Here is a 22,208-nt window from a genome sequence, read left to right as displayed (position 1 = left end):
ATAGCAGCATAATAAAAGCATAATAAAAAGCCGTCTCTCAGCAATGCTGAAGGACGGCTTTTTGGTACATATAGGTTAAGCAAGTACAGTCGAACCCATCAGGTATTTATCCACTTCACGCGCTGCTTCACGTCCCTCGTTGATAGCCCAGACGACCAGACTCTGCCCGCGGCGCATATCTCCGGCTGCGAATACTTTATCCACGTTCGTGTTGAATTTGCCATAACGGGCCTTCACATTGGTACGGCGGTCCGTATCCAGCTTAAGCTGCTCAATGATATCCTGCTCCGGTCCGTCGAAGCCAATCGCGATCAGCGCCAGCTGGGCCGGATAGACAGCCTCGGTGCCCGGAACCGGCTGGTAGATCTTCCGTCCTGTCTCGTCCACCATCCGGCGGATCTGCACCGTGTGCAGCTCCTTGAGGTTGCCTTCTTCATCGCCGACGAACTTCGTCGTCATGATAGAGAATTCACGCGGGTCTTCACCGAAGACCGCTTTGGCTTCCTGCTGGGCATAATCAAGGGTGTAGACATTCGGGAACTGCGGCCAAGGGTTGGCAATCGGATCACGCGTAAGCGGCGCTTTGTCATGTGTGCCGAACTGGGTGATGCTATTGCAGCCATGCCGCAAGGAAGTCGCTACACAGTCAGAGCCTGTGTCGCCTCCGCCCAGCACGATTACGTCCTTGCCTGCGGCGGATACATAGTTGCCATCCTCCAGATTGGAATTCAGATAGCTCTTGATCGTGCCGTTAAGGTAATCCATGGCATACATAACCCCCTTGAGGTCATGGCCCTCCACGTTGAAGCGTCTTGCCTTGGTAGCCCCGCCGCAGAGAACAACGGCATCATATTCATCCACCAGCTGCTGCGCCGGAATGTCTTTGCCAATCTCAGTGTTAACCACGAACTCGATACCTTCTGCAGCCAGCAGATCGACACGGCGCTGTACGACACGTTTGTCTAGCTTCATCGTCGGGATGCCGTACATCAGAAGCCCGCCGATCCGGTCACTGCGCTCAAAGACCGTTACCGTGTGACCCGCCTTGTTCAGCTGGGCTGCTGCGGCCAGTCCTGCCGGACCGGAGCCGACAATGGCGATCCGCTTGCCTGTACGCTTCTCCGGCGGACTCGGGACTACCCAGCCCTCTTCAAAGCCCTTGTCCACAATGGCCAGCTCGATCGTCTTAATCGTAACAGGCTGTCCAATCAGACCGACGGTACAGGAGCCCTCGCAGGGTGCAGGACAGATGCTGCCGGTGAATTCAGGGAAGTTATTGGTCTTGTGCAGGCGCTCCAGTGCTTCCTTCCACAAGCCACGGTAGACCAGGTTATTCCACTCCGGAATCAGGTTATGCACGGGACAGCCTGAAGTACCGCCGCTCATATCCAGGCCGGTGTGGCAATACGGTGTGCCGCAATCCATACAACGGGCACCCTGGGTCCGAAGCTCGTCCTCGGTCAGATGCTCGTGGAATTCTTCCCAATCCTTCACGCGCTGCTCGGGATCGCGGTCCCCTGGGAGCTGGCGCTTATACTCCATAAATCCAGTAGGTGTAGACATATATACGTTTCCCCCATCCGTTCTCTTCGTGTTGATGTATAGTACACCATTTCTAATTTTAATTATATTAGCATTCAATACTTTCGCACTGTAATGGACTAATCTGCTGATTATTTGTACTATTTCACATCTTGTGTCAGAGAAAACGCTTCATTGTCACTCCTTGCGGTCGTACACCATAAAACGATAATCATACGGATTCTGCTCATTCTTGAGTCCCGGTGTATTGGAAACTTCCTTCCACTGGCTCCAGTCTACCTCAGGGAATGTCGTATCGCCTTCAATCTCCGCCTCTATCCGTGTAACACGCAGCTTGTCGGCATACGGCAGCATCAGGCTATAGATCTCGGCTCCGCCGATCACCATCAGCTCATCCTCTTTGCGCCCCTCAGCCAGCGCCTCAGCCAGCGTATGGATGACCTCAGCCCCTTCGGGTGCGAAGCTCTTATCGCGGGTCAGAATCAGGCTGGTACGGCCCTTCAGCGGCTTGCTGCCCAGCGACTCCCAGGTTTTTCGGCCCATCAGCATCCGCTTGCCGAGTGTCTCTGCTTTGAAATAAGCGAAATCCAGCGGCAAATGCCAGGGCATGTCATTATTTTTGCCAATTACGCCATTTGAGGCCATCGCCCATATCATGGTAATGCTCATATAGCAACCGGTGCCTTGATTCCCGGATGATAGACATAGTCGGTAAATTCAAAATCCTCAAAGGTATAATCAAAAATACTGTCCGGTACTCTGCGGATGTTAAGCTTCGGCAGCGCATAAGGCTCCCGTGCAAGCTGTGTGGCCACTTGTTCCATATGATTTGTATATATATGCACATCTCCGCCGGACCAGATGAATTCTCCGACCTCAAGCCCCGTCTGCTGCGCCACCATATGGGTAAGCAGCGCGTAGCTGGCAATGTTGAACGGAAGACCAAGGAACGTATCCACCGAACGCATCGTAAGCATGCAGGAGAGCTTGCCGCCCGCTACATAGAACTGAAACACGAAATGGCAGGGCGGAAGCTTCATCTGCTCAATCTCGCCTACATTCCACGCACTAACGATATGACGCCGTGAATCGGGATTATGCTTAATTGACTCAATCACATTCGCAATCTGATCGATATGTTGCCCGTCCTTGCTCTCCCACGCCCGCCACTGCGAGCCGTATACCGGTCCCAGCTCCCCGTTCTCATCGGCCCATTCATCCCAGATCGAGACGCCGTTCTCCTTCAGATACGTTGTATTGGTATCCCCTTTGAGGAACCATAGAAGCTCATGTACCACCGATTTCAAATGAATGCGCTTGGTGGTCATCAGCGGGAAGCCCTTCGACAGATCGAAGCGGAGCTGACGCCCGAAGACGGACACTGTACCTGTACCTGTCCGGTCGCTCTTAGCTGTACCGTTGTCGAGAATATCCTGCAATAAATCCAAGTAATTACGCAAGCCGTATCACACCCCACTCTCTTTTTTCTTCTATTAGTTTACCATGAGCTGACGGTCGTTGTAACTTCCCTAACGATAAAAATAAGCAAAAAAACATACATTTCTCTGCCCGAATTGGGCTGACTGCCAGCTATTTCCGAACGTTCAGGACAGTGACCTCACTCAAAAGAGGATGTTCCCTGACCATCTGCATGGCTTCGGGAACATCCTCTTGTGTTCTTACCGCATAAGCTTAAGCGGTTATTATTTCATTACGTGGATCGGGTGGCCTTCTACCAGCTCAGCCGCTTCCATAACGATCTCGCCAAGGGTTGGATGCGCATGGATGGTCAGTGCGATATCTTCAAGCGTTGCGCCCATTTCAATCGCCAGACCCAGCTCAGCGATCAGGTTGGAAGCTTCGATACCGACGATTTGTGCGCCGAGCACCTGATTGTTGTCGCTCTTCGCTACAATCTTGATGAAGCCTTCAGGAGCATTCAGGGACACGGCACGGCCGTTGCCTGCGAACGGGAACTTGCCGGCCTTAACCGCATAGCCCTTATCCTTAGCTTCCTTCTCGGTCAGACCTACGCTGGAGCATTCAGGATCTGTGAAGACTACAGCCGGCATTACCTTGTAATCTACAACCGATTTGTGTCCGGCAATGGCTTCCGCAGCAATCTTACCTTCGTAAGAAGCTTTGTGCGCCAGGGCAAGACCCGGAACGATATCGCCGATTGCGAAAATGTTAGGAATATTAGTCCGTCCCTGATGGTCTACCTTCACCAGACCGCGGTCATCCAGCTCAACGCCGATCAGATCCAGGCCCAGCTCGCCGTCAGTATTCGGACGGCGTCCTACGGTTACCAGCAGGTATTCAGCAGTCACTTCTTTGGACTCTCCGCCTACGGAGTACTTCACAGTAACTTCCTTGTCGTTCTGAACCGCAGATTCGGCTTTGGCGTTAGTTACAATTTCAATGCCGGTCTTAGCCATATTCTTAGCAACCAGACGGGTCATGTCTTTGTCGAAGCCAGGCAGAACGGTATCCAGACCTTCAATGATGGTAACCTTGGTGCCGAATTTGGAATACATCTGACCCAGCTCCGCACCAATGTAGCCGCCGCCGATAACGATCATGCTCTTAGGAATTTCAGGCAGATCCAGCGCTTCCGTGGAGGACAGGATGCGTCCGCCGAACGGGAATGGCTTCAGTTCAATTGGACGGGAGCCCGTTGCAATAATGCAGTTATTGAACTTGTAACGCGGGGATTCATGATCATTGAACAGACGGGCTTCGTTTGTGCTGATGAACATAGCTTCTCCGCTAAATACTTCGATCTTGTTGCCCTTCATCAGGCTGGTAACGCCGGAAGTCATTTTCTTGACTACGCCGTTCTTGAAGGCCTGAGTCTTAGACCAGTCCACCTTAACGTTCTCGGCAGTAACACCGAATACTTCACCGTGCTGGGCAGCCTCGAATTGATGAGCGGCCGAGATCAGGGCCTTGGAAGGAATACAGCCGCGGTTCAAGCACACGCCGCCGAGTTCCGATTTATCTACAATGATGACCTTTTGGCCGAGCTGGGCGGCACGAATTGCCGCCACATACCCGCCGGGACCTGCACCAATTACCAATGTGTCGATTTCGATTGAAGCGTCTCCGACTACCATTAATTACACCTCCATAACTAACATATCAGGATTTGCAAGCAGGGTCTTAATGTAATTCATGAAATTCTGTGCTGTTGCGCCGTCAATAATCCGGTGGTCAAAGCTCAGGGACAGTGCCATTACAGGTGCTGCAACAATTTCGCCATTCTTCACAACAGGCTTCTCAGTGATACGTCCGGTTCCGAGAATAGCAACTTCAGGGAAGTTGATGATCGGAGTGAAGAACATACCGCCGGCAGAGCCGATATTGCTGATCGAGATCGTGCTGCCCTTCATTTCATTCGGAGCCAGCTTGCCGTCGCGTCCGCGTACAGCCAGATCTGTAATCGCGCTTGCGATCATCCAGATACTCTTGCGGTCAGCGTCCTTGATGACAGGAACGATCAGGCCGTTGTCTGTATCTGTAGCAATACCGATGTTGTAGTACTTCTTGTAGACAATTTCATTCGTAGCTTCGTCAATCATGGCGTTAAGCGCAGGGAACTGACGGGAAGCGGCCACGAGTGCCTTCACGATGAACGGAAGATAAGTAACCTTAACGCCCTTCTTCTCGGCTACCGGCTTCATGCGGGCACGGAAGGCTACAAGCTCCGTAACATCCACTTCGTCCATGATCGTAACATGCGGTGCAGTGTAAGCCGATTTAACCATGGCATTGGCAATCGCCTTACGGATACCCTTGAATGGTACGCGTTCTTCTTCCAGACTTGCATTGCCGGAAGCTGCTGCTGCCGGTGCTGCTTCTTTGGCTTTGGCTTGCGGTGCTGCCGCCGCTGGTGCAGATGCTGCTGGAGCCGATGCCGCTGGGGCTGTAGAACCGCCCTTCAGGAAGGCTTCCACATCTTCAAGTGTGATCTTACCGTTCTTGCCGGAGCCGTTCACCTGGGAGATGTCCACACTCTTGTCGCGGGCGAATTTGCGCACGCTAGGCGTTGCCAGTACTTCACGGTTAGGAGCCGGAGCTGCTGCCGCTGCCGGAGCAGTACTTTGGGAAGGAGCTGCTGCCTGGGCACCGGATGCTTCAGCATGGCTGCCCTCCTCGTGAGGAACATCACCTTCTGCAGCAATGATCGCCACAACTTCACCTACACGGCAGATCTGGCCGTCTTTGGTGAACACTTCGACTACAGTACCGTTGACTGGAGAAGGAACTTCCACCACTGCTTTATCATTCTGAACTTCCATAATGATATCGTCGTCAGTGATTTTGTCTCCAACCTTGATGTGCATCTTGATGATTTCCCCTTCATGCAGGCCTTCGCCCAGTTCAGGGAACTTGTATTCGAAGTTCGTTGCTCCGCCAGTAGCCGGGCTGCTGGTTGCCGGAGAAGAAGTAGTATCCGCTCCGCCCTTGGCTGCATCAGCTTCCTGGGAAGCCTGCTCTGCCGGATGGCCGCCCTCTTGCTCAGGGATGTCGCCTTCTGCATCAATAATGGCTACAACTTCCCCTACACGGCATACTTGGCCGTCCTTGGTGAAGACTTCAAGCACTGTGCCGTTGACCGGACAAGGAACCTCTACTACCGCCTTGTCGTTCTGAACTTCCATTACGATATCGTCATCGGTTACTTTGTCGCCGGCTTTGATATGCATTTTGATAATTTCGCCTTCATGCAGACCTTCGCCCAGCTCAGGGAACCGGTACTCAAATTTTGCCACCTTGATAACCTCCTATAAATTATGTTGAGTTATTCCATCAGTCCTGTTTGATAGAAGACAGAAACGGCTGCCGCCCTTAAATACAAGGACGGCAAAGTCGTTACTTCCTAGAATTCCATGACTTTCTTAACTGCCGTGATGACACGTGCAGGGGTAGGAATCCAAGTATCTTCGATTTGAGCAAACGGGAAAATTGTATCTGGACCTGCTACACGAAGCACAGGGGCTTCCAGGTGCAGCAGAGCTTTTTCGTTAATCTGGGCAATAACCTCAGCGGCTACGCCGGAGCTCTTCTGAGCTTCTTGTACAACAATCGCGCGGTTAGTCTTCTTGATGGAAGCCACAATGGTGTCGATATCAATCGGGCTAACGGTACGAAGGTCGATAATTTCGACTTTGATGCCTTCTTTTTCGAGCTGGTCGGCCGCTTTGGTCGCTGTATGTACCATTAGGCCGTAGGTAATGATAGATACATCCGTACCTTCGCGTACTACATTCGCTTTGCCGAGTTCAACGGTATACTCACCTTCAGGCACTTCTGCCCGGAAAGCATGGTACAGGTTCAAGTGCTCCATGAAGAATACAGGGTCATTGTCGCGGATCGAAGCGATCAGCAGTCCCTTCGCATCATAAGGATTAGAAGGAATAACTACCTTGATCCCAGGACTCTGGGCGATCAGACCTTCCAGAGAATCGGTATGCAGCTCGGCTGCCTTAACGCCGCCGCCGAATGGAGTGCGGAAGACTACAGGAGCATTGTACTTGCCCCCGGAACGCCAGCGCAGGCGCGCCGCCTGAATAACGATCTGATCCAGAGCTTCAAAGATGAAGCCTACGAACTGGATCTCAGCGATCGGGCGGAAGCCCTGCACGCCAAGACCGAAAGCCAAACCGCCAATGGCAGACTCTGCCAGCGGTGTATCGAAGACGCGCTCCTCGCCAAATTCCTTCTGCAGCCCTTCCGTTACACGGAATACGCCGCCTACATTACCAACGTCTTCTCCGAAGATAAGAACATTGGGGTCACGAGTCAGTTCAACGCGCATTGCGTCACGAATTGCTTCTTTCATATTCATCTGTGCCATTGCCTGATATCCCCCTTATTCAAAATCGGCTTTTTGTTCTTCAAGATGTTTCGGAGTTACCTCGAACATGCTGTCGATCAAGCCGGGAATGGTCATTTTTTCGGTCTGTTCTGCTTTCTTAATCTGCTCGTTCACAGTTGCTTTCGCTTCTTCTCTTACGCGCAGAGTGTCCTCTTCCGTCCAGAGGCCTTTCTTCTCCAGGTACTTGGCAAGACGGGCAATCGGATCTTTCTCATTCCATTGGCCTTCTTCTTCCTTCGTACGGTACTTACTGGCATCATCAGAAAGGGAATGCGGACGGAAACGGTAGGTTACCGCTTCGATCAGCGTGGCACCTTCGCCTTTGCGGGCACGTTCAGCAGCCTGCTGTACAGCAGCGATTACTGCAAAGACGTCCATACCGTCGATCTTGATTCCGGGAATCCCTGCGGCAACGGCCTTGTGGGCGATCGATTTCGCTGCAGTCTGCTTCGAGAACGGAGTGGTGATCGCATAGCCGTTGTTCTGAACGAAGAAGATCACTGGCAACTTGAATACTCCTGCATAGTTAAGGCCTTCGTAGAAGTCGCCTTCCGACGAACCGCCGTCACCGGTATATGTGATTGCAACGTTCTGCTGTTTCTTCAATTTGAAGCCCATAGCAATACCGGTAGCATGAAGAATCTGTGCTCCGATAATGATCTGCGGCATAAGTACATTAACGCCATCAGGAATCTGTCCGCCATGCTGATGTCCGCGGGAATACAGGAACGCCTGATATAATGGAAGGCCATGCCATACGAGCTGTGGAATATCGCGGTAGCCCGGGCAGACGAAATCTTCTTTCTGCAAAGCGTACTCACTGCCGATCATTGTAGCTTCCTGACCGGATACCGGTGCATAGAAGCCGAGACGGCCTTGACGGCCCAGGTTGACAGCACGGTCATCCCAGGTACGGGTAAATACCATACGGTACATAATTTCTTTCAATTGATCATCGGTAAGGTTAGGCATCATTTCCTTGTTGATAATTTCTCCATCCGGGGAAAGAACCGTAAGGGCTTCAACGTCCTCTGTATACACTTCATAAGGAACTCTAGTCATTATCTTCACCTCAATAAAAAAATTTGAATATCAGTGGTCTCTGTTATAGAATTATTATACACCTGTTGTATCTGTTTCGTCAAAGAAATACGCATAAAATTTATGTTTCCATAAATTTTGTATGTATAACAGGCGTTTAAATATCCTATAACAGATTGAAGGATATTTATCAAGTAAATGATATATCCCACATTTGCCGCTTGGTTAATTTTAACGCAACACTAAGTCTTAAGCAAAATCCGACATGAAAGGTGACGATTTGACAATGAGCGAACCTGTTTTTCTGAAACGTACAATTGTAAAACAAACACTGTGGAGCGAACACCTGCAGGAAGAGCGCAAGCTGCGTATCTATCTTCCCCCCGGATATAATGAAGTACTCAGCTATCCCGTCGTCTACTGCCAGGACGGTGAAGAATTCTTCAACTTCGGCCGGATTGCCACCTTGGCTGGTCAGCTGATTCTGGAGCAGGATGTGGAACCCTTCATTATAGTGGGCGTCGAAGTGAACGTGGCAGTCCGCACCGCTGAATACGCTCCGTTCGGCAGCCGCTTCAAGCAGTACCTTACATGCTTCGCCGAAGAGATTATTCCCTTCATTGAACATAATTATCCTGTCCGGCGCACACCGGAGGAGCGGATCGTAGCCGGTGATTCCCTGGGCGGCAGTGTCTCCCTCCACCTGGCGCTGGCGTATCCGGGATTATTCAGCCGTGTGCTCAGCCTCTCCGGCGCCTACTATCCCGAGACCCGCGAGCTGCTATCACAAGAGGAGGATCTCTCCTGGCTTCAGATCAACATGGTTGTAGGGCTTCAAGAGCGCGACTACAAGACCGATACCGGCGTCTATGATTTCGTGGAGATGAACCGGGAGACCAAGGCCATGCTTGAAGCCAAGGGAGCCACGGTGTCCTACCGCGAGAAGGACGGCCAGCATCTTTGGGGTTTTTGGCAAAAAGAGCTCCCGGAATCATTACTCTATTTCTTCAGCTCCTGAAACAGCAAATAGAACCCCAAAAGTGAACATCTTACGAACTTATGTATGCAGTACGATTGACTGCGCTTTCATCACGAATCGGACATACGGTGCCGTTCCTTAAATCATAAGGACGGCAACCGGTCCGGCTGTAGCACTATGCCTGCCAAGTGGAAGCGGCTTTGCCGTCCTTTTAAAGGACGGTTCCGTTTCAGCGAGAAATAGAAGGATAATTTATTTCTCCTGAATAATCCGTTCCAGCAGCACATCACAACCGGCGTTGATTAAATCATAGACCTGCTCGAAATTACCGGTGAAATACGGGTCAGGCACCTCACGCAGCTCCTCATCCGGCAACAGATCCATGAAGAACAACAGCTTGGACTGCTCACCGCCGGGAATTTTGCGCACATTCTCCCCGTTGGACTTGTCCATGCAGATGATATATTCGAATCTCTCGAAATCCTCACTGGCTACCAGCCTTGCTCTCATATGCTCATAGCTGATGCCATGCAGATCAAGGATACGCCTTGTCCCTTCATGTGGCGCTTTCCCGATATGCCAGTCTCCCGTTCCTGCAGAATCCACTGTAATCTGATCCGTAAGCTGACGCTGTTCAATCTTGCTGCGCAGCACAGCCTCCGCCATCGGCGAACGGCAAATATTCCCCAGACATACAAACAACACGTTAACGATCCCTCTCACCTCCTGCGCTCAAGCATTCCTTATCATCCATAATGGATGGGTGCGGTCAGACGCACTAATCCTATTTTAGCGTCAGCGCGGCAATTGTACAACTTTTGAAACTGCTATATACTGTTCAGGATGATGAACTTAATTGAACAACAAGGAGGGGGAGCTATTGCCATCCGGGCGTATTGTAATTGTTGCAGGCGGTGAACTGACCGCGGAATGCCTGCGCTTATTAGATGAAGAGGATTATATTATCGGTGCTGACCGGGGAGCGCTGTTCCTGATTGATCATGGCTTCACCCCCCAGCTTGCCGTTGGTGATTTCGATTCTGTCTCTCCTGAGGCACTGGAGCGGATTCAGGCGGGAAGCAAGAAGACTATAAGCTGTGATCCGGTCAACAAAGACCTTACCGACAGTGAAATGGCCCTGGATCTTGCTCTGAACCTCCAGCCGCAGTCTATTCTGATGATCGGGGTAACGGGTACGCGCATGGACCATACGCTGGCCAGCATTCAAATGATGACAAGAGCACTGCAACGGCAGGTAGCCTGCTCTATTATGGATGCGAACAACTACATTACGCTTACCGGCTCTCAGGCGGTTGTGGAGGAACGGGGGTATTCCTATGTCTCCTTGCTGCCTCTGACTCCCGAGGTAACGGGCATCACCCTTCAGGGCTTCCAATATCCTCTGGAGAACGCCACCCTCAAGTTAGGGCAATCCCTGGCCGTGAGCAATGTGCTGCTGGAGCAGAGCGGAACCGTTCATATTGAGAGCGGACTTCTGCTAATTATTCAGAGCAAGGACTGAATACATAGATTTTTGGAGACATCGCTGTAACCTTTGTTTCAAAATCGTAAAGCCGGGAATCCCTTTGTGTATCAAGGGTTTCCCGGCTTTTTTCGGCGAACTCACTACGCAAATATTAATATTTTGTAACTTTTAATGTGATTTTAATAAAACGCTTACATTGCATATCCCGCCTGCATTTAGCCCATCTCTTCCATAATTTAGGCCTGTCATAACCTGCTATACTACGAATCAGACGAACGAAACTACTAGAATTCATTACAACCTTGGAGGTATACAACATGAATAAACAACACTGGTTCAAGCAAGCAATGACAATTGGTCTGTGCACAACAATCGGGTTCAGCGCCTTACTCGCAACCGGAGCAGGAACAGCCCCTGCTGCCGCTTCAGCTGTATCCGCTGATGCTGTATCTGCCGATTCTGTAAGTGCCGATTCTGTATCAGCATCTTCCACTGGCTCCAAAGTGGTCAGCTTCGGTAAAAAGTATCTGGGTACGCGTTACCAGTTCGGTGCCTCCACTTCAACTACACGTTATTTTGACTGCTCCTCCTTTACTCAATATATTTTCAAAAAATATGGTGTAGATCTGCCCCGTACATCCGTTGCCCAATCTAAAGTGGGTAAATCGGTCAGCAAAGCCAATCTGCGTGTCGGCGATCTGGTGTTCTTCTCCAGCGGAAGCCGGGCCAACGGCAAGAACGTCACCCATGTGGCTGTATATGCCGGCAATGGCAAGATCCTTCACACTTACGGCTCACCCGGCGTGACCATTTCAGATCTGAATTCGGGTAACTGGAAAAAAACCTACCTGAAATCACGCCGCGTACTGTAACAGCCAGAAGATCTATTATAGCTTGTACCGAGAGAGTACATGTCTATTAGCCGGAGAGCTGCTTGCAGCGGCCGTCAGCTTGTGGCCCCGCTCTCCGGTGTCCGCAGTACATATCCGGTTCCACGCACCGTATGAATCAGTTTATTCCGGCGGCCTTTATCCACCTTCAGTCGCAGATGCCGGATGTACACATCCACCACATTGGTATCCGCTTGAAAATGATACCCCCATACCTGCTGCAATATTTCAGCACGGGGACAGACTTCACCCAGATTCTCTGCCAGATAATACAGCAGGTCGAATTCCTTGGGGGTCATCTTCAGCTCGGCTCCATCCCGGATGACCTGCCGGCGTCCGCGATCGAGGAGCAATCCGTCCACCTTAAGCAGCGAGGCCGCATCTCTACGGCGGCCTGTCAGCTTAAGCAGATTCAATATTCTGTGTTTGAACTCACCGGTATGTACAGGCTTCTCCATGTATTCGTTGCCTCCGGCATCGAATACGGAGACAGCCGCTTCCCCTTTCACTCCAGGCGCCCCTCCGGATATGACCATCACCGGCAGAACCATCCCCTCCTTCCGCGCCTCCGAGACAGCTTCCCAGCCCGCCCAGCCTCCGGGTTCCTCCAGCTCCGCGAGCAGAAGCACAGGCTCACCGCCTGAGAGCAATAAGCGAAGACTATCCAGGTCTTCGCTTATTGCTGTTCTTATACCAAGGCTATGGATGGCCTCCTCAAGCCCGATATGGCCGGCAGCCCTATCCTCTCTGTCTGCATCAGCTTCAAGGCTATCCGGGCGCGGACCGGGTATATACCATGCTATCTTTTCATTCACCGGGATAGTCCCCCTGTACCAGTCTTGCACCGGCTGTGCCGCCGCAGATGATACCTAGAATTCCCGCAAAACAAAGAGACCATTCGGGGGAATGGTCTCTTTGCGGCACTAATTATAGTACGAAATCGATCTCCTGGAATGCGGCCACCTGGGTGTCCCAGCGCTCTGCCACAAAAGCCTGATGCGCCGGATGATTATTGTAGGCATCATAAGCCGCCTGATCGGCGAACTCCATCGAGAAGCCGAACTGGTGGTCACACTTGGCGCTGACCTGACGCAGCACCTCGAAATTCTCCACCACCGGAATAGCGCTAAGAATCTCAGCACCATCCCGCAGGAAAGCTCTGGTCTCCTCCGAATCCGGGGCAGATTTCAGTGTAAATACAGCCATATGACGGATGGTTCCCTTGTTCATTGCGTTTCTCCTCCATTATCCGAAATACCGGTGATAATAGCTGCGGGCGGCAGCGATATCATTGGTTCCATGTATTAAGGCTCTCCCGTCTGCGAACACAACCATCCGGTACGGCTCTTCTGTAAAAGAAACCAGATACGGATTGCTCTCCACCTTGCCGCTATTCAGCCTGGACAAGCGGGCAGCTGTCTCCTCCAGATCTAGACTTCTGCGGTGTGCCGGACGGATCTGCACGGTATCCCTGCCGCACAGCACATCGCTGCGCTCTGTGTTAGAGGCTGACAGATATGGATAGCTCCGTGATTCACCGCATGAGGGACAGTCCGACTTCTTCGCCATCTGAACCCCAATCTCCTGCTGCTCATTACGCCAGATATCGAAGGTCAGCAGCTTGCCGCGCAGCTTGTCCTTGAAACCGCCGAGCAGCTTCAGCGCCTCAGCCGTTCCATTCGTGGTAACCATCTGCACCGCTTGCGGAAGAATGCCCGCCGTGTCGCAGGTATCCCCGCCCAGGGGGATAGTGCCCAGCAGACAATTCAGACAGGGGGTTTCACCCGGCAGAATCGTATACGTAATGCCGTAACTTCCAACACAGGCTCCGTAGATCCAGGGGATGCCGTGCTTTTGCGCCAGGTCGTTAATGATCAGCCGGGTATCGAAGTTATCGGTCCCGTCCATAATCAGATCTACGCCGGGAAGCAGACTCTCCAGCTCCTCTGCACGCACATCGAGCACATGGGCTTCAATCACAATCTCCGAATTGACCGCCATCAGCCGGGTACGGGCTGCAGCCGCCTTGGGCGTCCGCACACGGGCATCTTCTTCCGTATACAACTGCTGGCGTTGCAGGTTGCTCCATTCCACATAGTCACGGTCAACAAGGATAAGCCGCCCTACCCCGCAGCGGGCCAATGTCTCGGCAATGCCTGTCCCGAGCGCCCCCATGCCAACGACCAGCACACAGGAACGTGCCAGTCCCTGCTGTCCTGCTGCGCCGAACGGCGCGAAGCGGACCTGTCTTGAATATCTGCCATCCCTGCCGGCCGAAGAAGCCGGAACCGGCGTGTTTTGATCAGAACCCATCTCTGAACAGCCCCCTATGTAGGTAGGTTTTTGGTGAAAACCGGGAAAAGCGCAGACCTCCACTTTTCCCGGACTCCATTAGTATACGGTCTGCGCGGACCACTGCTCCACATTCCAGACCTTCGTCACCCAATCCTCGTAAAATTCCGGTTCATGAGACACCAGCAGAATCGTTCCCTTGTATTCCATAAGCGCCCGCTTAAGCTCAGCCTTGGCTACAATATCAAGGTGATTCGTAGGCTCATCGAACAGAATCCAGTTGCTCTCACGCATCATCAGCTTGCACAGGCGGACCTTAGCCTGCTCGCCGCCGCTCAGCATGTTCATCGGACGGGTGATATGCTCGTTTTTGAGACCACAGCGGGCCAGATGGCCACGCACTTCATTCTGGGTCAGACCGGAGAATTCATTCCATACGTCTTCAATCGGCGTGATATTCTCCGCCTTCAGCTCCTGCTGGAAATAGGCAGAACTCAGATAATCACCAAGGTAGGTTTTTCCGCTGTACGTAGGGATGACACCCAGGATCGTTTTGAGCAGCGTCGATTTGCCGACCCCGTTGTAGCCGACAATCGCAATCTTGTCACCGCGTTCAATCATCATATTCAGCTTACTTGGAAGTAGCGGACGGTCATACCCGATCTCGAAATCAACGCCCTCGAACACCGTCTTTCCGCTGGCTCGGCTCTCCTTGAACTGGAACGTAGGCTTCATCGCCTCTTCCGGCTTGTCAATCCGCTCCATCCGTCCAAGCTGCTTCTCGCGGCTCTTGGCCCGGCCTGAGGTGGAGGCACGCGCTTTGTTGCGCTGAATGAAGTCCTCCTGCTTTTTGATGAAATCCTGCTGCTTCTCGTATGCATCAATATGCTGGGCCTTATTCATCCCCGCCATCTCCAGGAACTTCTCGTAATTGGCCGTATAGCGGGTCAGCTTCGAAAACTCCAGATGATAGATCACATCGACCACTTTGTTCATGAATTCCGTATCATGGGAGATCAGCATGAACGCATACGGATATTGCTTCAGATAGTTCGTCAGCCAGTCAATATGCTCCACATCGAGATAGTTGGTAGGCTCATCGAGCAGCAGTACATTCGGTTTCTCCAGCAGCAGCTTCGCCAGCAGAACCTTGGTCCGCTGTCCCCCGCTCAGGGAAGTGACATCCCGGTCCAGACCGATCGCCGTCAGGCCCAGTCCGTTCGCCATCTCTTCAACCTTCACATCGATGAGGTAAAAATCGCCGATATCGAGCTGCTCCTGAATGTCGCCCATCTGCTCAAGCAGCAGGTCCAGCTCCTCGGGCGTCGCCTCCCCCATTTTATCGGTAATCGCCAGCATCTCATGCTCCAGCTCCAGCAGCGGCAGGAAGGCATCTTTAAGCACATCGCGCACGGTTTTACCGGCGGTAAGCAGGGTATGCTGATCCAGATATCCGTAACGGACCCGCGGCGTCCATTCCACCTTACCGTTGTCCTTCAATAATTTGCCGGTCAAAATATTCATCAGCGTCGATTTGCCCACGCCGTTCGCACCCACGATTCCCACATGCTCTCCATCCAGCAGACGGAAGGACACATCCTTGAACAACACCCGGTCCCCGAAATTATGGGAAACGTCTTCTACACTAAGTAAACTCATAAATTCTCTGCAAGCTCCATTCTATATTGTAAATACCAAGAGGTTCAATAATTATAGATATCGCTCCATTCTAGCACACCTGCACCCTGCACTGAAATAGAAATAAAGCCCGATTTCTGAAAAACTGTCATAAAGCTCTGAGCATTCAGCTCTTTTTCTGAAACAATCTAATATTCTTTGCAGGAGAACGTGCACCCTTAAGCGGTCCAATCAGCCCCCTAATGGCCTGAACCAGCTTTCCTTTACTCTGAAAAGGGTCCTGCTGAAGCGGCAGGCTGTATACGCTGGCAGGTTCAAGCAGGGAAGCCAGCAGCGCCACCGTATGCTCTCCGGCCAGTGGCAGACCAATAAGCCATTCCGGCCGGGGAGTCAGACCTCTGCGGCGCAGCCAGTGCAGGGTATCCTCCAGCCGCCAATCCGCACCTGAGGCGATCAACAAGGGGAAGCTGCTGCCGGTGAACACTTCCAGCGCCCCCTCCCCGCAGCCGGTTCCAAGATCCAGGATAATGTAATCATAGGCCTGGTCCGGCCCCTGCGGGAGTCCCTCCGAAGGGGGAAGCTTCCAGTAGTCTACCCCCATCCAGGTGAACGGCTGCTCCTGTGTTCCCTGAACACCGCTTATTTCAGGACCTCCCGCCATTTCCTTCATGCGGTTAAATACCTGCGAACCGGGATTACAATCTACCCATGCCGTCCTTCCTTCGGGTGACAGGCAGCGGCTGACAGCAAGCGAGGTATGTGTGGTTCCAATTCCGGGGGACACCCCTAATACGGCCACCACCGCAGTAGAGGGCTGCGCTTGCTTGTCCTCCGCAGCCTTGAGCATGTTCGTTCGCTCACGCTCATGTCTGGCTTCCCTCGCACCGCCAATCTCCAACTGCTGGAGAACCATCCTTACCTCCTCAGCACTGCCATACCGTTCCTCCGGGTGATGCCGCAGCAGCCGCCGTATGACCGGAATCATCCGGCCCGGGAGTCGCCCCTGCAGCTTCCGCTCCATCCCGGGCTGCCAGGCGCTGAACTCTCCGCCGGAGGCCATATACAGCAGCAGTGCGCCAAGTCCGTACAGGTCCGACACCGGACTGCTCTGCCCGCCCCCATATTGCTCCGGGGCAGCGAATCCGGCGGTTCCCAGCTTCTCGGTGTCCTCACCGGAGCCATTTCTCAGCCTGCGCGCAATCCCGAAGTCAATGACCTTCAGCTCATGCTCTCCAGTCAGCATGATATTCGAAGGCTTGAGATCCCGGTAGATAATTGGCGGCTCATGGCTGTGCAAATAATGCAGTACCTCCAGCAGCTGCCGCGCATAGCTGAGGATTCGCTCTCCCGTCATTGCAGCGGGATGCTCTGCCATATACTGATGCAGGGTGATGCCCTCGATATAATCCATCACCAGGTAGGTGTAGCCGTCAGCGTCCGGCGGGAAGAAATCCGCAATCTGCGGGAGCAGCGGATGACGTAGCGAGATTAACAGCTCCGCTTCCGCCTGAATGGCGCCCGCACCATAACTCCCCTCCCGGATGACGCTCTCTTTAATGGCCCGCAGCATACCCGGCAGCCGTACATCCTCCGCCAGATATACCCGGCTCATTCCGCCTGTTCCTATCAGCCCGGTTACATAATAACGCCCTCCCAGAATCTGTCCGGGACTTAACTTTCCTGTGAATTCCATCTCTTCTCCGCCTGTTCATATAGAATGTTGTATAACGCAAAAAAAGCCCCCCACTGCCTGCACCGGAACCGGCAAGAAGCCGGAGGTGCAGACTGCGGGATGCTTTCCCATAATCCTGCAAATATGAATTAATACTTAATCATATAAAGTGTAATCTCGTCCCGGTTATGGAACAGCTGCTTCGCACGCTGGACCTGCATCCGCTGGCCTTCAAACATGGTGATGATCTCCTTGATCACCGCCATTGGCTTCTTGTGCATCAGCTTCACGGTAACAATCGCGCTGCCGCCCGGTGTCAGGCTATGCAGCAGCTCAGTGACCAGCTTCGCCATCAGCTTGGGGCTCCAGCTCATATCGCAGACCAGCAGGTCAAATTCGTTCTCACGGAATTTGACCTCTCCGGCATTTTTGCGCAGAATCTTGAGTGCCGGATTCTTACGTAAGGATTCGTGCATCAGCGCCGGATCAACAGCGGTAACCTTGAGACCGCGCTCCAGCAGGAACGAGGTCCAGCCGCCCGGAGAAGCGCCGATATCGACCGCATTCTTGAAGCTGTAGAACGGAATGGCGAATTCCTTCTCCGCCTCCATCAGCTTGAATTTGGCCCGTGAGATCTGTCCATCCTCCTTGCGGAAGCGGATCATGCCGCCATTCCAGCTGGACAGGTTCGCCTCCGGCCGGGATACACCGGCATACAGCGCGTCACCGTCCGCATAGACGGAGATCACCCAAGCGGGCTCCTGTACGGTGAACTCGGCGTCCAGGCTATCAAGCTTGCCCTGCAGCCATTCGCGCAGCTCACCCGGACTCTGCTCCCAGAAGGAGGACGAGCCTTTACGGACATGCAGCGACACCTTCTCGCCTTGCAGCTCCGAACGCCGGCTTAAGTATACCGCCAGCCGTTCCAGAGCCGGCAGATCACCGGTGTCCTGGAAATCAACAGGCTGGATGTGGCGCAGGAAGACCGGCAGGTTCTGTGCCAGCCGCTGCACTACCTCCTCCGGCTCCGCCTCAAGCGTGGCCAGGAAGATTTCTCCCGGCAGCAGCAAGGTGCTTTTCACCGCTCCGAACAGGCGTCTAAGCTCCTCCTGTGCATAGGGGGCGAAGCCATGATTCGCCGTGCAGATATATCTTGAAATGATCTTGTCTTCCGTAGCATCGTTCAAATCGCTTGGCCTCCAGAACTTATTTTTATCCAGGGACGTCCGTTATCCCATTCAACCTTGACCGGAAGATCATAGGTAGCCATCAGCATCTCCTGCGTCAGCACCTCTTCCTTGGGACCGGCTCCTGCCAGCTTCCCGTCACGGATCAGCGCCACGTGAGTGAAGAGCGGAACAATCTCCTCCACATGATGGGTGACATACACCACTCCAACGTTATGCTGCCGCAGCTTGTCGATCTCGGCAAGCATTTTCTCCCGTTCATATAAATCAAGACCGGCGCAAGGCTCGTCCATAATAAGCAGCTTAGGCTCTGCGATCAGGCAGCGGGCCAGCATAGCCTTCTTACGCTCCCCCTGGGATAACAAGCCGAACGGATGATAAGCCAGTTCGCCGAGGTTCATCTCCTCCAGCAGCCTAAGCGACCGGTCCTTCACACTTTGCGGAATCTCCTGGTAGAAGCGTAAATACGCATAGGCACCAGTAGCTACAACCTCCCAGACCGGGTCGGTCAGCGAGAGCTTTTCCATCAGGGACGGGCCGATATAACCGATTCGCTTGCGCACCTCGCGCAGATCACATTGACCGTACTTGTACCCCAGCACTTCAACAGAGCCCTTGCTGGGGAACAGGTAGCCGGTCATCATTTCCAGCAGGGTGGTTTTGCCGGAGCCGTTACGCCCGAGAATGACCCAGTTCTCCCCCTGCTTCATAGTAAGGGATACATCGTCAAGAATCAGGCTCTCCTCCCTGCGCAGGGACAGATGTTGTAAAGATATCATTATAATGTCACTCTCCTTATGTATGCCAGCACCCGTTCAACAGAGTGAATGGAATAGATGATGTCCGGTTCAGCGCTGCGGTCAGCAGATACGGCCAGCAGAGCGGGCACACTTGAGATTTGATAGGTGTTCACCAGATCAGGGAGCATATTCACATTCCCCTCAGCAATCACAAGATTAGGCGGAAGCAGATGCTCCGCCACCTCAATCATCCGCCGTGCTGCCTTACAGGTTCCGCATAGCGGGGTATGCAGGAACAGGACAAGCGGCTCGCCCTTCGTGGCCAGCAGCTCCAGCAGCTCCGGCTGATTCATTTCCTTCATCTTCAATCCTCCCCCGCCTCAAACCAGGTCCTCACAGCAGCAATCTCCGCTCTGTGCGTGCCATCCGGTCCCTTTTCTGTTTCCATAACGATCACTTTATCAGCCAGGAACTCCATCTTCACAAGCTGGCTAAGCGCCGCACCCCCGATGTATCCGCTACCGATTCCAGCATGTCTGTCCCGCCTTGAGCCGTAGGGGAACCGGGAGTCATTCAAATGCACAGCCGCCAGATTCGCCCAGTACCCCAGCTTCTCACCGCGCATCATAAGCTCCTCCGTCTGCTCCGGATTCCAGATCCCCGCAGCGAAAGCATGGCAGGTATCGAAGCAAAAGCCGATCTTCTCCGGGTAGCGGCACAGCTCACGGACCTTGACCAGCTCTTCGGGCGTCATGCCTTCATACCCATGATTCCCTGCCATATTCTCAAGCAGCAGCTTGGTTCTGCCCGTCCAGTCTGCCAGTACCTCGTTCATACATTGTATAATTTTTTGATAACCCTGTAACGGCTCCATCCCGGAAAAATGGCCGAAATGCACCACAATGCCCACCGATCCGCACGCCTCGGCAATCTCCAGATCGTTGCGCAGGGAGGCAATCATCACCTCTCTGTCGCCCGGGCCAGCAGCCAGATTCGTCGGATACGGGGTGTGGGCAATGGAAGCCATCCCCTGCTCCCGGCAGTATTCTGCGCAGCTGTTTGCATCGCGGTAGTCTACCGGCTTCAGCTTCAGACTGCGCGGATTCTTCGGAAAATACTGAAAACATGTAGCCCCGCTCTCCCTGGCGGACCGGGCAGCCTGCCCGTACCCGCCGCGTATGCTGACATGCGCCCCTATGAAGGGGCTATGCGTCATGCTGGCAATCCGGGCAATAGAATACCTTGCGTCCGGACAGCTCTGTCTTCACTATGGTTCCCCCGCCGCGCAGGCAAGGTTCGCCTTCACGGTCATACACTTTACAGGCATCATTATAAGAACCGGTCACAGTGTCGCCGGTCATGAATGGCATTTCCATATACCCGCCGATTTCAGTGGCATCCGTTAACACCTTACGCACGCTGTCGTACAGCCGGGTCACCGCTTCCGGTGACAGATTCTGAACAAGCGTAGATGGTAGCAGACGGGCTTCATAAGCAATCTCGTCAGCATAGCAGTTGCCGATTCCGGCCATAACATGCTGGTTAACCAGCAGACTCTTCAGCGCGCCGCGCCGTCCCTTGAGCAGTCCGGCGAAGCGTTCGGCCGTCATTCGGCGGTCCAACAGCTCGGGTCCAAGCTTCCCCATTGCCGCTTCACCCTCCTTGACAGACAGCAGATGGAGATAGCCCAAACGCAGTCCCATGAAGTAGAGGATATGCTCACCGAACGCAAGCTCAACCTGTGTAGTACGGTCAGGACGTTCTTCCTCTGTACCATAGAACAGTAGTCCGCCCAGCATCAGATGCAGCAGCAGTCTGCGGCCGTCATGCAGGTGGAAGAGGATATGCTTGGCGCGGCGTTCCACGAATACAATTCGGGCACCGACCAGTCCCTTCACGAATTCTTCAGTCTCCATATTAATAGTCTTTTCTCTATTTACGGTTACCCCTGTAATGGGTACGTTTATTAGATGCTGGCTAAGCAGCTTTCTGTAATTCTCCATTTCCGGCAATTCCGGCATATTGTCATCTTCCCTTCTTGGATGGTCAAATGGTCACCTTTGTCATTATACACCGAGCAGTACCATAAGTTCAGCTAAATCAGCACAAATTTCATCAGGCTTGACTCCGGTCAGCTGCTGGTAATGCTCCAGATTATCCCGGGTGGTAAGTCCCGTAAGCACCAGTACAGTCCGGCAACCTGCATTGGCACCCGCCAAGATATCCGTTCTCATATTGTCACCCACCATCACCGCATCCTCCGGCTTGATACCGAGCAGAGATGTCGCATATGTCACCAGGTGCGTCTCGGGCTTGCCGATGACCACGGGCGCCACTCCGCTGGCTGCTTCAATAGCTGCACCTATCGTACCTGCACCGGGCATCACTCCGTCATCGGAGGGAAGCATCAGGTCGGGATTGGTCAGGACGAATCTGGCTCCTTCACGAATCCAACGCGAGGCGCGGGCCAGTGCTTCATATGTAAAAGAACGGTCGATCCCCTGCACGACAACCTGCGGATGCTCGGAGACCAGGGTTAGCCCTGCCTCTGTGCAGGCTTCCACCAGCCCCTCTTCTCCAAGTATCGCCACGGATGCTCCCGGAGATTCTCCGGCAATGTAACGGGCGGCAGCCAGCGATGAAGTGCAGACCTCCTCGGGCCTGGCTTCAATGCCCATTCCGCGCAAATGCGCAGCTACACTCGCCGGTGTTCTTGAAGAGTTATTCGTCACATACAGGAACGGAATCTCCGCCGCACGAAGCGCTGATATCAGCCGCTGGGCCCCGGGAATCATTCTGCCGCCATGATACAAGGTGCCATCCAGATCAATTAACAAGCCTCCGATATTGTTCATAACTC

General features: G+C 53.2%; 22 protein-coding genes. 3 read left to right on the top strand and 19 right to left on the bottom strand.

Going from position 1 to position 22,208, the window contains the following annotated elements; all coding sequences use genetic code 11:
- Positions 1–75: 75 nt before the first annotated feature.
- The 7 genes from MKY64_RS09245 to pdhA all read right to left on the bottom strand — a co-directional run bounded on the left by MKY64_RS09245 (position 76) and on the right by pdhA (position 8,485).
- Positions 76–1,563, bottom strand: a complete 1,488-nt coding sequence (locus tag MKY64_RS09245; RefSeq protein WP_340952389.1) for a glutamate synthase subunit beta — start codon at positions 1,561–1,563, stop codon at positions 76–78.
- Between the two features lie 156 nt (positions 1,564–1,719).
- Positions 1,720–2,211 carry a dihydrofolate reductase gene (locus tag MKY64_RS09240; RefSeq protein ID WP_340952387.1) on the bottom strand — a complete coding sequence of 164 codons (492 nt, stop codon included), beginning with the start codon at positions 2,209–2,211 and terminating at the stop codon, positions 1,720–1,722.
- Positions 2,208–3,002, bottom strand: a complete 795-nt coding sequence (thyA, locus tag MKY64_RS09235; protein WP_209873674.1) for a thymidylate synthase — start codon at positions 3,000–3,002, stop codon at positions 2,208–2,210. The genes MKY64_RS09240 and thyA overlap by 4 nt, the downstream gene beginning before the upstream one ends.
- A 243-nt stretch (positions 3,003–3,245) precedes the next feature.
- On the bottom strand, positions 3,246–4,658 hold the full coding sequence (gene lpdA, locus MKY64_RS09230) for a dihydrolipoyl dehydrogenase (RefSeq protein WP_076079331.1): 1,413 nt from the start codon (positions 4,656–4,658) through the stop codon (positions 3,246–3,248).
- A 3-nt stretch (positions 4,659–4,661) separates the two neighbouring features.
- Positions 4,662–6,317: a 2-oxo acid dehydrogenase subunit E2 gene (locus MKY64_RS09225; protein WP_340952382.1), complete on the bottom strand. Its 1,656-nt coding sequence runs from the start codon at positions 6,315–6,317 to the stop codon at positions 4,662–4,664.
- Positions 6,318–6,424: 107 nt separating this feature from the next.
- A complete protein-coding gene (locus MKY64_RS09220; RefSeq protein ID WP_036726449.1) occupies positions 6,425–7,402 on the bottom strand; it encodes an alpha-ketoacid dehydrogenase subunit beta in 978 nt (325 codons plus the stop codon).
- Positions 7,403–7,417: 15 nt separating this feature from the next.
- Positions 7,418–8,485 (bottom strand): pyruvate dehydrogenase (acetyl-transferring) E1 component subunit alpha, encoded by a 1,068-nt coding sequence (pdhA, locus tag MKY64_RS09215; RefSeq protein ID WP_340952380.1) that lies wholly within the window; start codon positions 8,483–8,485, stop codon positions 7,418–7,420.
- A gap of 265 nt (positions 8,486–8,750) precedes the next feature.
- On the opposite strand from pdhA, the gene MKY64_RS09210 reads away from it, so the two are divergent.
- Positions 8,751–9,482, top strand: coding sequence for an alpha/beta hydrolase (locus MKY64_RS09210; RefSeq protein ID WP_340952377.1), 732 nt, complete (start codon positions 8,751–8,753; stop codon positions 9,480–9,482).
- 213 nt (positions 9,483–9,695) lie between these two features.
- Here the strand turns inward: MKY64_RS09210 and MKY64_RS09205 are convergent, their stop codons facing one another.
- Complete coding sequence (locus MKY64_RS09205; RefSeq protein WP_036726628.1) at positions 9,696–10,157, bottom strand: low molecular weight protein-tyrosine-phosphatase; 462 nt, start codon at positions 10,155–10,157, stop codon at positions 9,696–9,698.
- Between the two features lie 166 nt (positions 10,158–10,323).
- On the opposite strand from MKY64_RS09205, the gene MKY64_RS09200 reads away from it, so the two are divergent.
- On the top strand, positions 10,324–10,965 hold the full coding sequence (locus tag MKY64_RS09200) for a thiamine diphosphokinase (RefSeq protein ID WP_036726443.1): 642 nt from the start codon (positions 10,324–10,326) through the stop codon (positions 10,963–10,965).
- A 281-nt stretch (positions 10,966–11,246) separates the two neighbouring features.
- Positions 11,247–11,801, top strand: a complete 555-nt coding sequence (locus tag MKY64_RS09195; protein ID WP_209873661.1) for a C40 family peptidase — start codon at positions 11,247–11,249, stop codon at positions 11,799–11,801.
- Positions 11,802–11,875: 74 nt separating this feature from the next.
- On the opposite strand, the gene MKY64_RS09190 is transcribed toward MKY64_RS09195, so the two are convergent.
- From MKY64_RS09190 to MKY64_RS09140, 11 genes are all read right to left on the bottom strand, one after another.
- Positions 11,876–12,634 carry a winged helix-turn-helix domain-containing protein gene (locus MKY64_RS09190; RefSeq protein ID WP_209873657.1) on the bottom strand — a complete coding sequence of 253 codons (759 nt, stop codon included), beginning with the start codon at positions 12,632–12,634 and terminating at the stop codon, positions 11,876–11,878.
- A gap of 112 nt (positions 12,635–12,746) precedes the next feature.
- Positions 12,747–13,049 carry a Dabb family protein gene (locus MKY64_RS09185; protein ID WP_340952374.1) on the bottom strand — a complete coding sequence of 101 codons (303 nt, stop codon included), beginning with the start codon at positions 13,047–13,049 and terminating at the stop codon, positions 12,747–12,749.
- A gap of 15 nt (positions 13,050–13,064) precedes the next feature.
- On the bottom strand, positions 13,065–14,132 hold the full coding sequence (locus MKY64_RS09180; protein WP_340952372.1) for a ThiF family adenylyltransferase: 1,068 nt from the start codon (positions 14,130–14,132) through the stop codon (positions 13,065–13,067).
- Between the two features lie 78 nt (positions 14,133–14,210).
- The gene (locus tag MKY64_RS09175; RefSeq protein ID WP_340952369.1) at positions 14,211–15,770 is read right to left on the bottom strand and encodes an ABC-F family ATP-binding cassette domain-containing protein; all 1,560 of its coding nucleotides are present in this window, start codon (positions 15,768–15,770) and stop codon (positions 14,211–14,213) included.
- Positions 15,771–15,915: 145 nt separating this feature from the next.
- Entirely contained in the window at positions 15,916–17,442 is a 1,527-nt protein-coding gene (locus MKY64_RS09170) for a serine/threonine protein kinase (protein WP_340952368.1), read from the bottom strand.
- 128 nt (positions 17,443–17,570) lie between these two features.
- Positions 17,571–18,608, bottom strand: coding sequence for an SAM-dependent methyltransferase (locus tag MKY64_RS09165; RefSeq protein ID WP_340952366.1), 1,038 nt, complete (start codon positions 18,606–18,608; stop codon positions 17,571–17,573).
- Positions 18,605–19,387, bottom strand: coding sequence for an ABC transporter ATP-binding protein (locus MKY64_RS09160; RefSeq protein ID WP_340952363.1), 783 nt, complete (start codon positions 19,385–19,387; stop codon positions 18,605–18,607). The genes MKY64_RS09165 and MKY64_RS09160 overlap by 4 nt, the downstream gene beginning before the upstream one ends.
- Entirely contained in the window at positions 19,387–19,710 is a 324-nt protein-coding gene (locus MKY64_RS09155; protein ID WP_339248905.1) for a thioredoxin family protein, read from the bottom strand. The genes MKY64_RS09160 and MKY64_RS09155 overlap by 1 nt, the downstream gene beginning before the upstream one ends.
- Before the next feature lie 2 nt (positions 19,711–19,712).
- Positions 19,713–20,564: a deoxyribonuclease IV gene (locus MKY64_RS09150; protein ID WP_340952360.1), complete on the bottom strand. Its 852-nt coding sequence runs from the start codon at positions 20,562–20,564 to the stop codon at positions 19,713–19,715.
- A complete protein-coding gene (locus tag MKY64_RS09145) occupies positions 20,554–21,369 on the bottom strand; it encodes an Fpg/Nei family DNA glycosylase (RefSeq protein WP_036726428.1) in 816 nt (271 codons plus the stop codon). The genes MKY64_RS09150 and MKY64_RS09145 overlap by 11 nt, the downstream gene beginning before the upstream one ends.
- 45 nt (positions 21,370–21,414) lie before the next feature.
- Positions 21,415–22,203, bottom strand: a complete 789-nt coding sequence (locus MKY64_RS09140; protein WP_036726426.1) for a TIGR01457 family HAD-type hydrolase — start codon at positions 22,201–22,203, stop codon at positions 21,415–21,417.
- Positions 22,204–22,208 lie beyond the last annotated feature (5 nt).

The organism is Paenibacillus sp. FSL R7-0210 (assembly GCF_038009085.1).
Taxonomy (GTDB): Bacteria; Bacillota; Bacilli; order Paenibacillales; family Paenibacillaceae; genus Paenibacillus_AQ; species Paenibacillus_AQ silagei.
This window is presented reverse-complemented; position numbering and strand designations above follow the sequence as displayed.

Bases quoted from the DNA above. Each gene is read 5' to 3' on its own strand.
- MKY64_RS09145 (WP_036726428.1), bottom strand. From the start codon at position 21,369: ATGCCGGAATTGCCGGAAATGGAGAATTACAGAAAGCTGCTTAGCCAG.
- pdhA (WP_340952380.1), bottom strand. From the start codon at position 8,485: ATGACTAGAGTTCCTTATGAAGTGTATACAGAGGACGTTGAAGCCCTT.
- lpdA (WP_076079331.1), bottom strand. From the start codon at position 4,658: ATGGTAGTCGGAGACGCTTCAATCGAAATCGACACATTGGTAATTGGT.
- MKY64_RS09155 (WP_339248905.1), bottom strand. From the start codon at position 19,710: ATGAAGGAAATGAATCAGCCGGAGCTGCTGGAGCTGCTGGCCACGAAG.
- MKY64_RS09195 (WP_209873661.1), top strand. From the start codon at position 11,247: ATGAATAAACAACACTGGTTCAAGCAAGCAATGACAATTGGTCTGTGC.
- MKY64_RS09240 (WP_340952387.1), bottom strand. From the start codon at position 2,211: ATGAGCATTACCATGATATGGGCGATGGCCTCAAATGGCGTAATTGGC.
- MKY64_RS09175 (WP_340952369.1), bottom strand. From the start codon at position 15,770: ATGAGTTTACTTAGTGTAGAAGACGTTTCCCATAATTTCGGGGACCGG.
- MKY64_RS09140 (WP_036726426.1), bottom strand. From the start codon at position 22,203: ATGAACAATATCGGAGGCTTGTTAATTGATCTGGATGGCACCTTGTAT.
- MKY64_RS09160 (WP_340952363.1), bottom strand. From the start codon at position 19,387: ATGATATCTTTACAACATCTGTCCCTGCGCAGGGAGGAGAGCCTGATT.
- MKY64_RS09210 (WP_340952377.1), top strand. From the start codon at position 8,751: ATGAGCGAACCTGTTTTTCTGAAACGTACAATTGTAAAACAAACACTG.
- MKY64_RS09180 (WP_340952372.1), bottom strand. From the start codon at position 14,132: ATGGGTTCTGATCAAAACACGCCGGTTCCGGCTTCTTCGGCCGGCAGG.
- MKY64_RS09245 (WP_340952389.1), bottom strand. From the start codon at position 1,563: ATGTCTACACCTACTGGATTTATGGAGTATAAGCGCCAGCTCCCAGGG.
- MKY64_RS09170 (WP_340952368.1), bottom strand. From the start codon at position 17,442: ATGGAATTCACAGGAAAGTTAAGTCCCGGACAGATTCTGGGAGGGCGT.
- MKY64_RS09150 (WP_340952360.1), bottom strand. From the start codon at position 20,564: ATGACGCATAGCCCCTTCATAGGGGCGCATGTCAGCATACGCGGCGGG.
- MKY64_RS09220 (WP_036726449.1), bottom strand. From the start codon at position 7,402: ATGGCACAGATGAATATGAAAGAAGCAATTCGTGACGCAATGCGCGTT.
- MKY64_RS09185 (WP_340952374.1), bottom strand. From the start codon at position 13,049: ATGAACAAGGGAACCATCCGTCATATGGCTGTATTTACACTGAAATCT.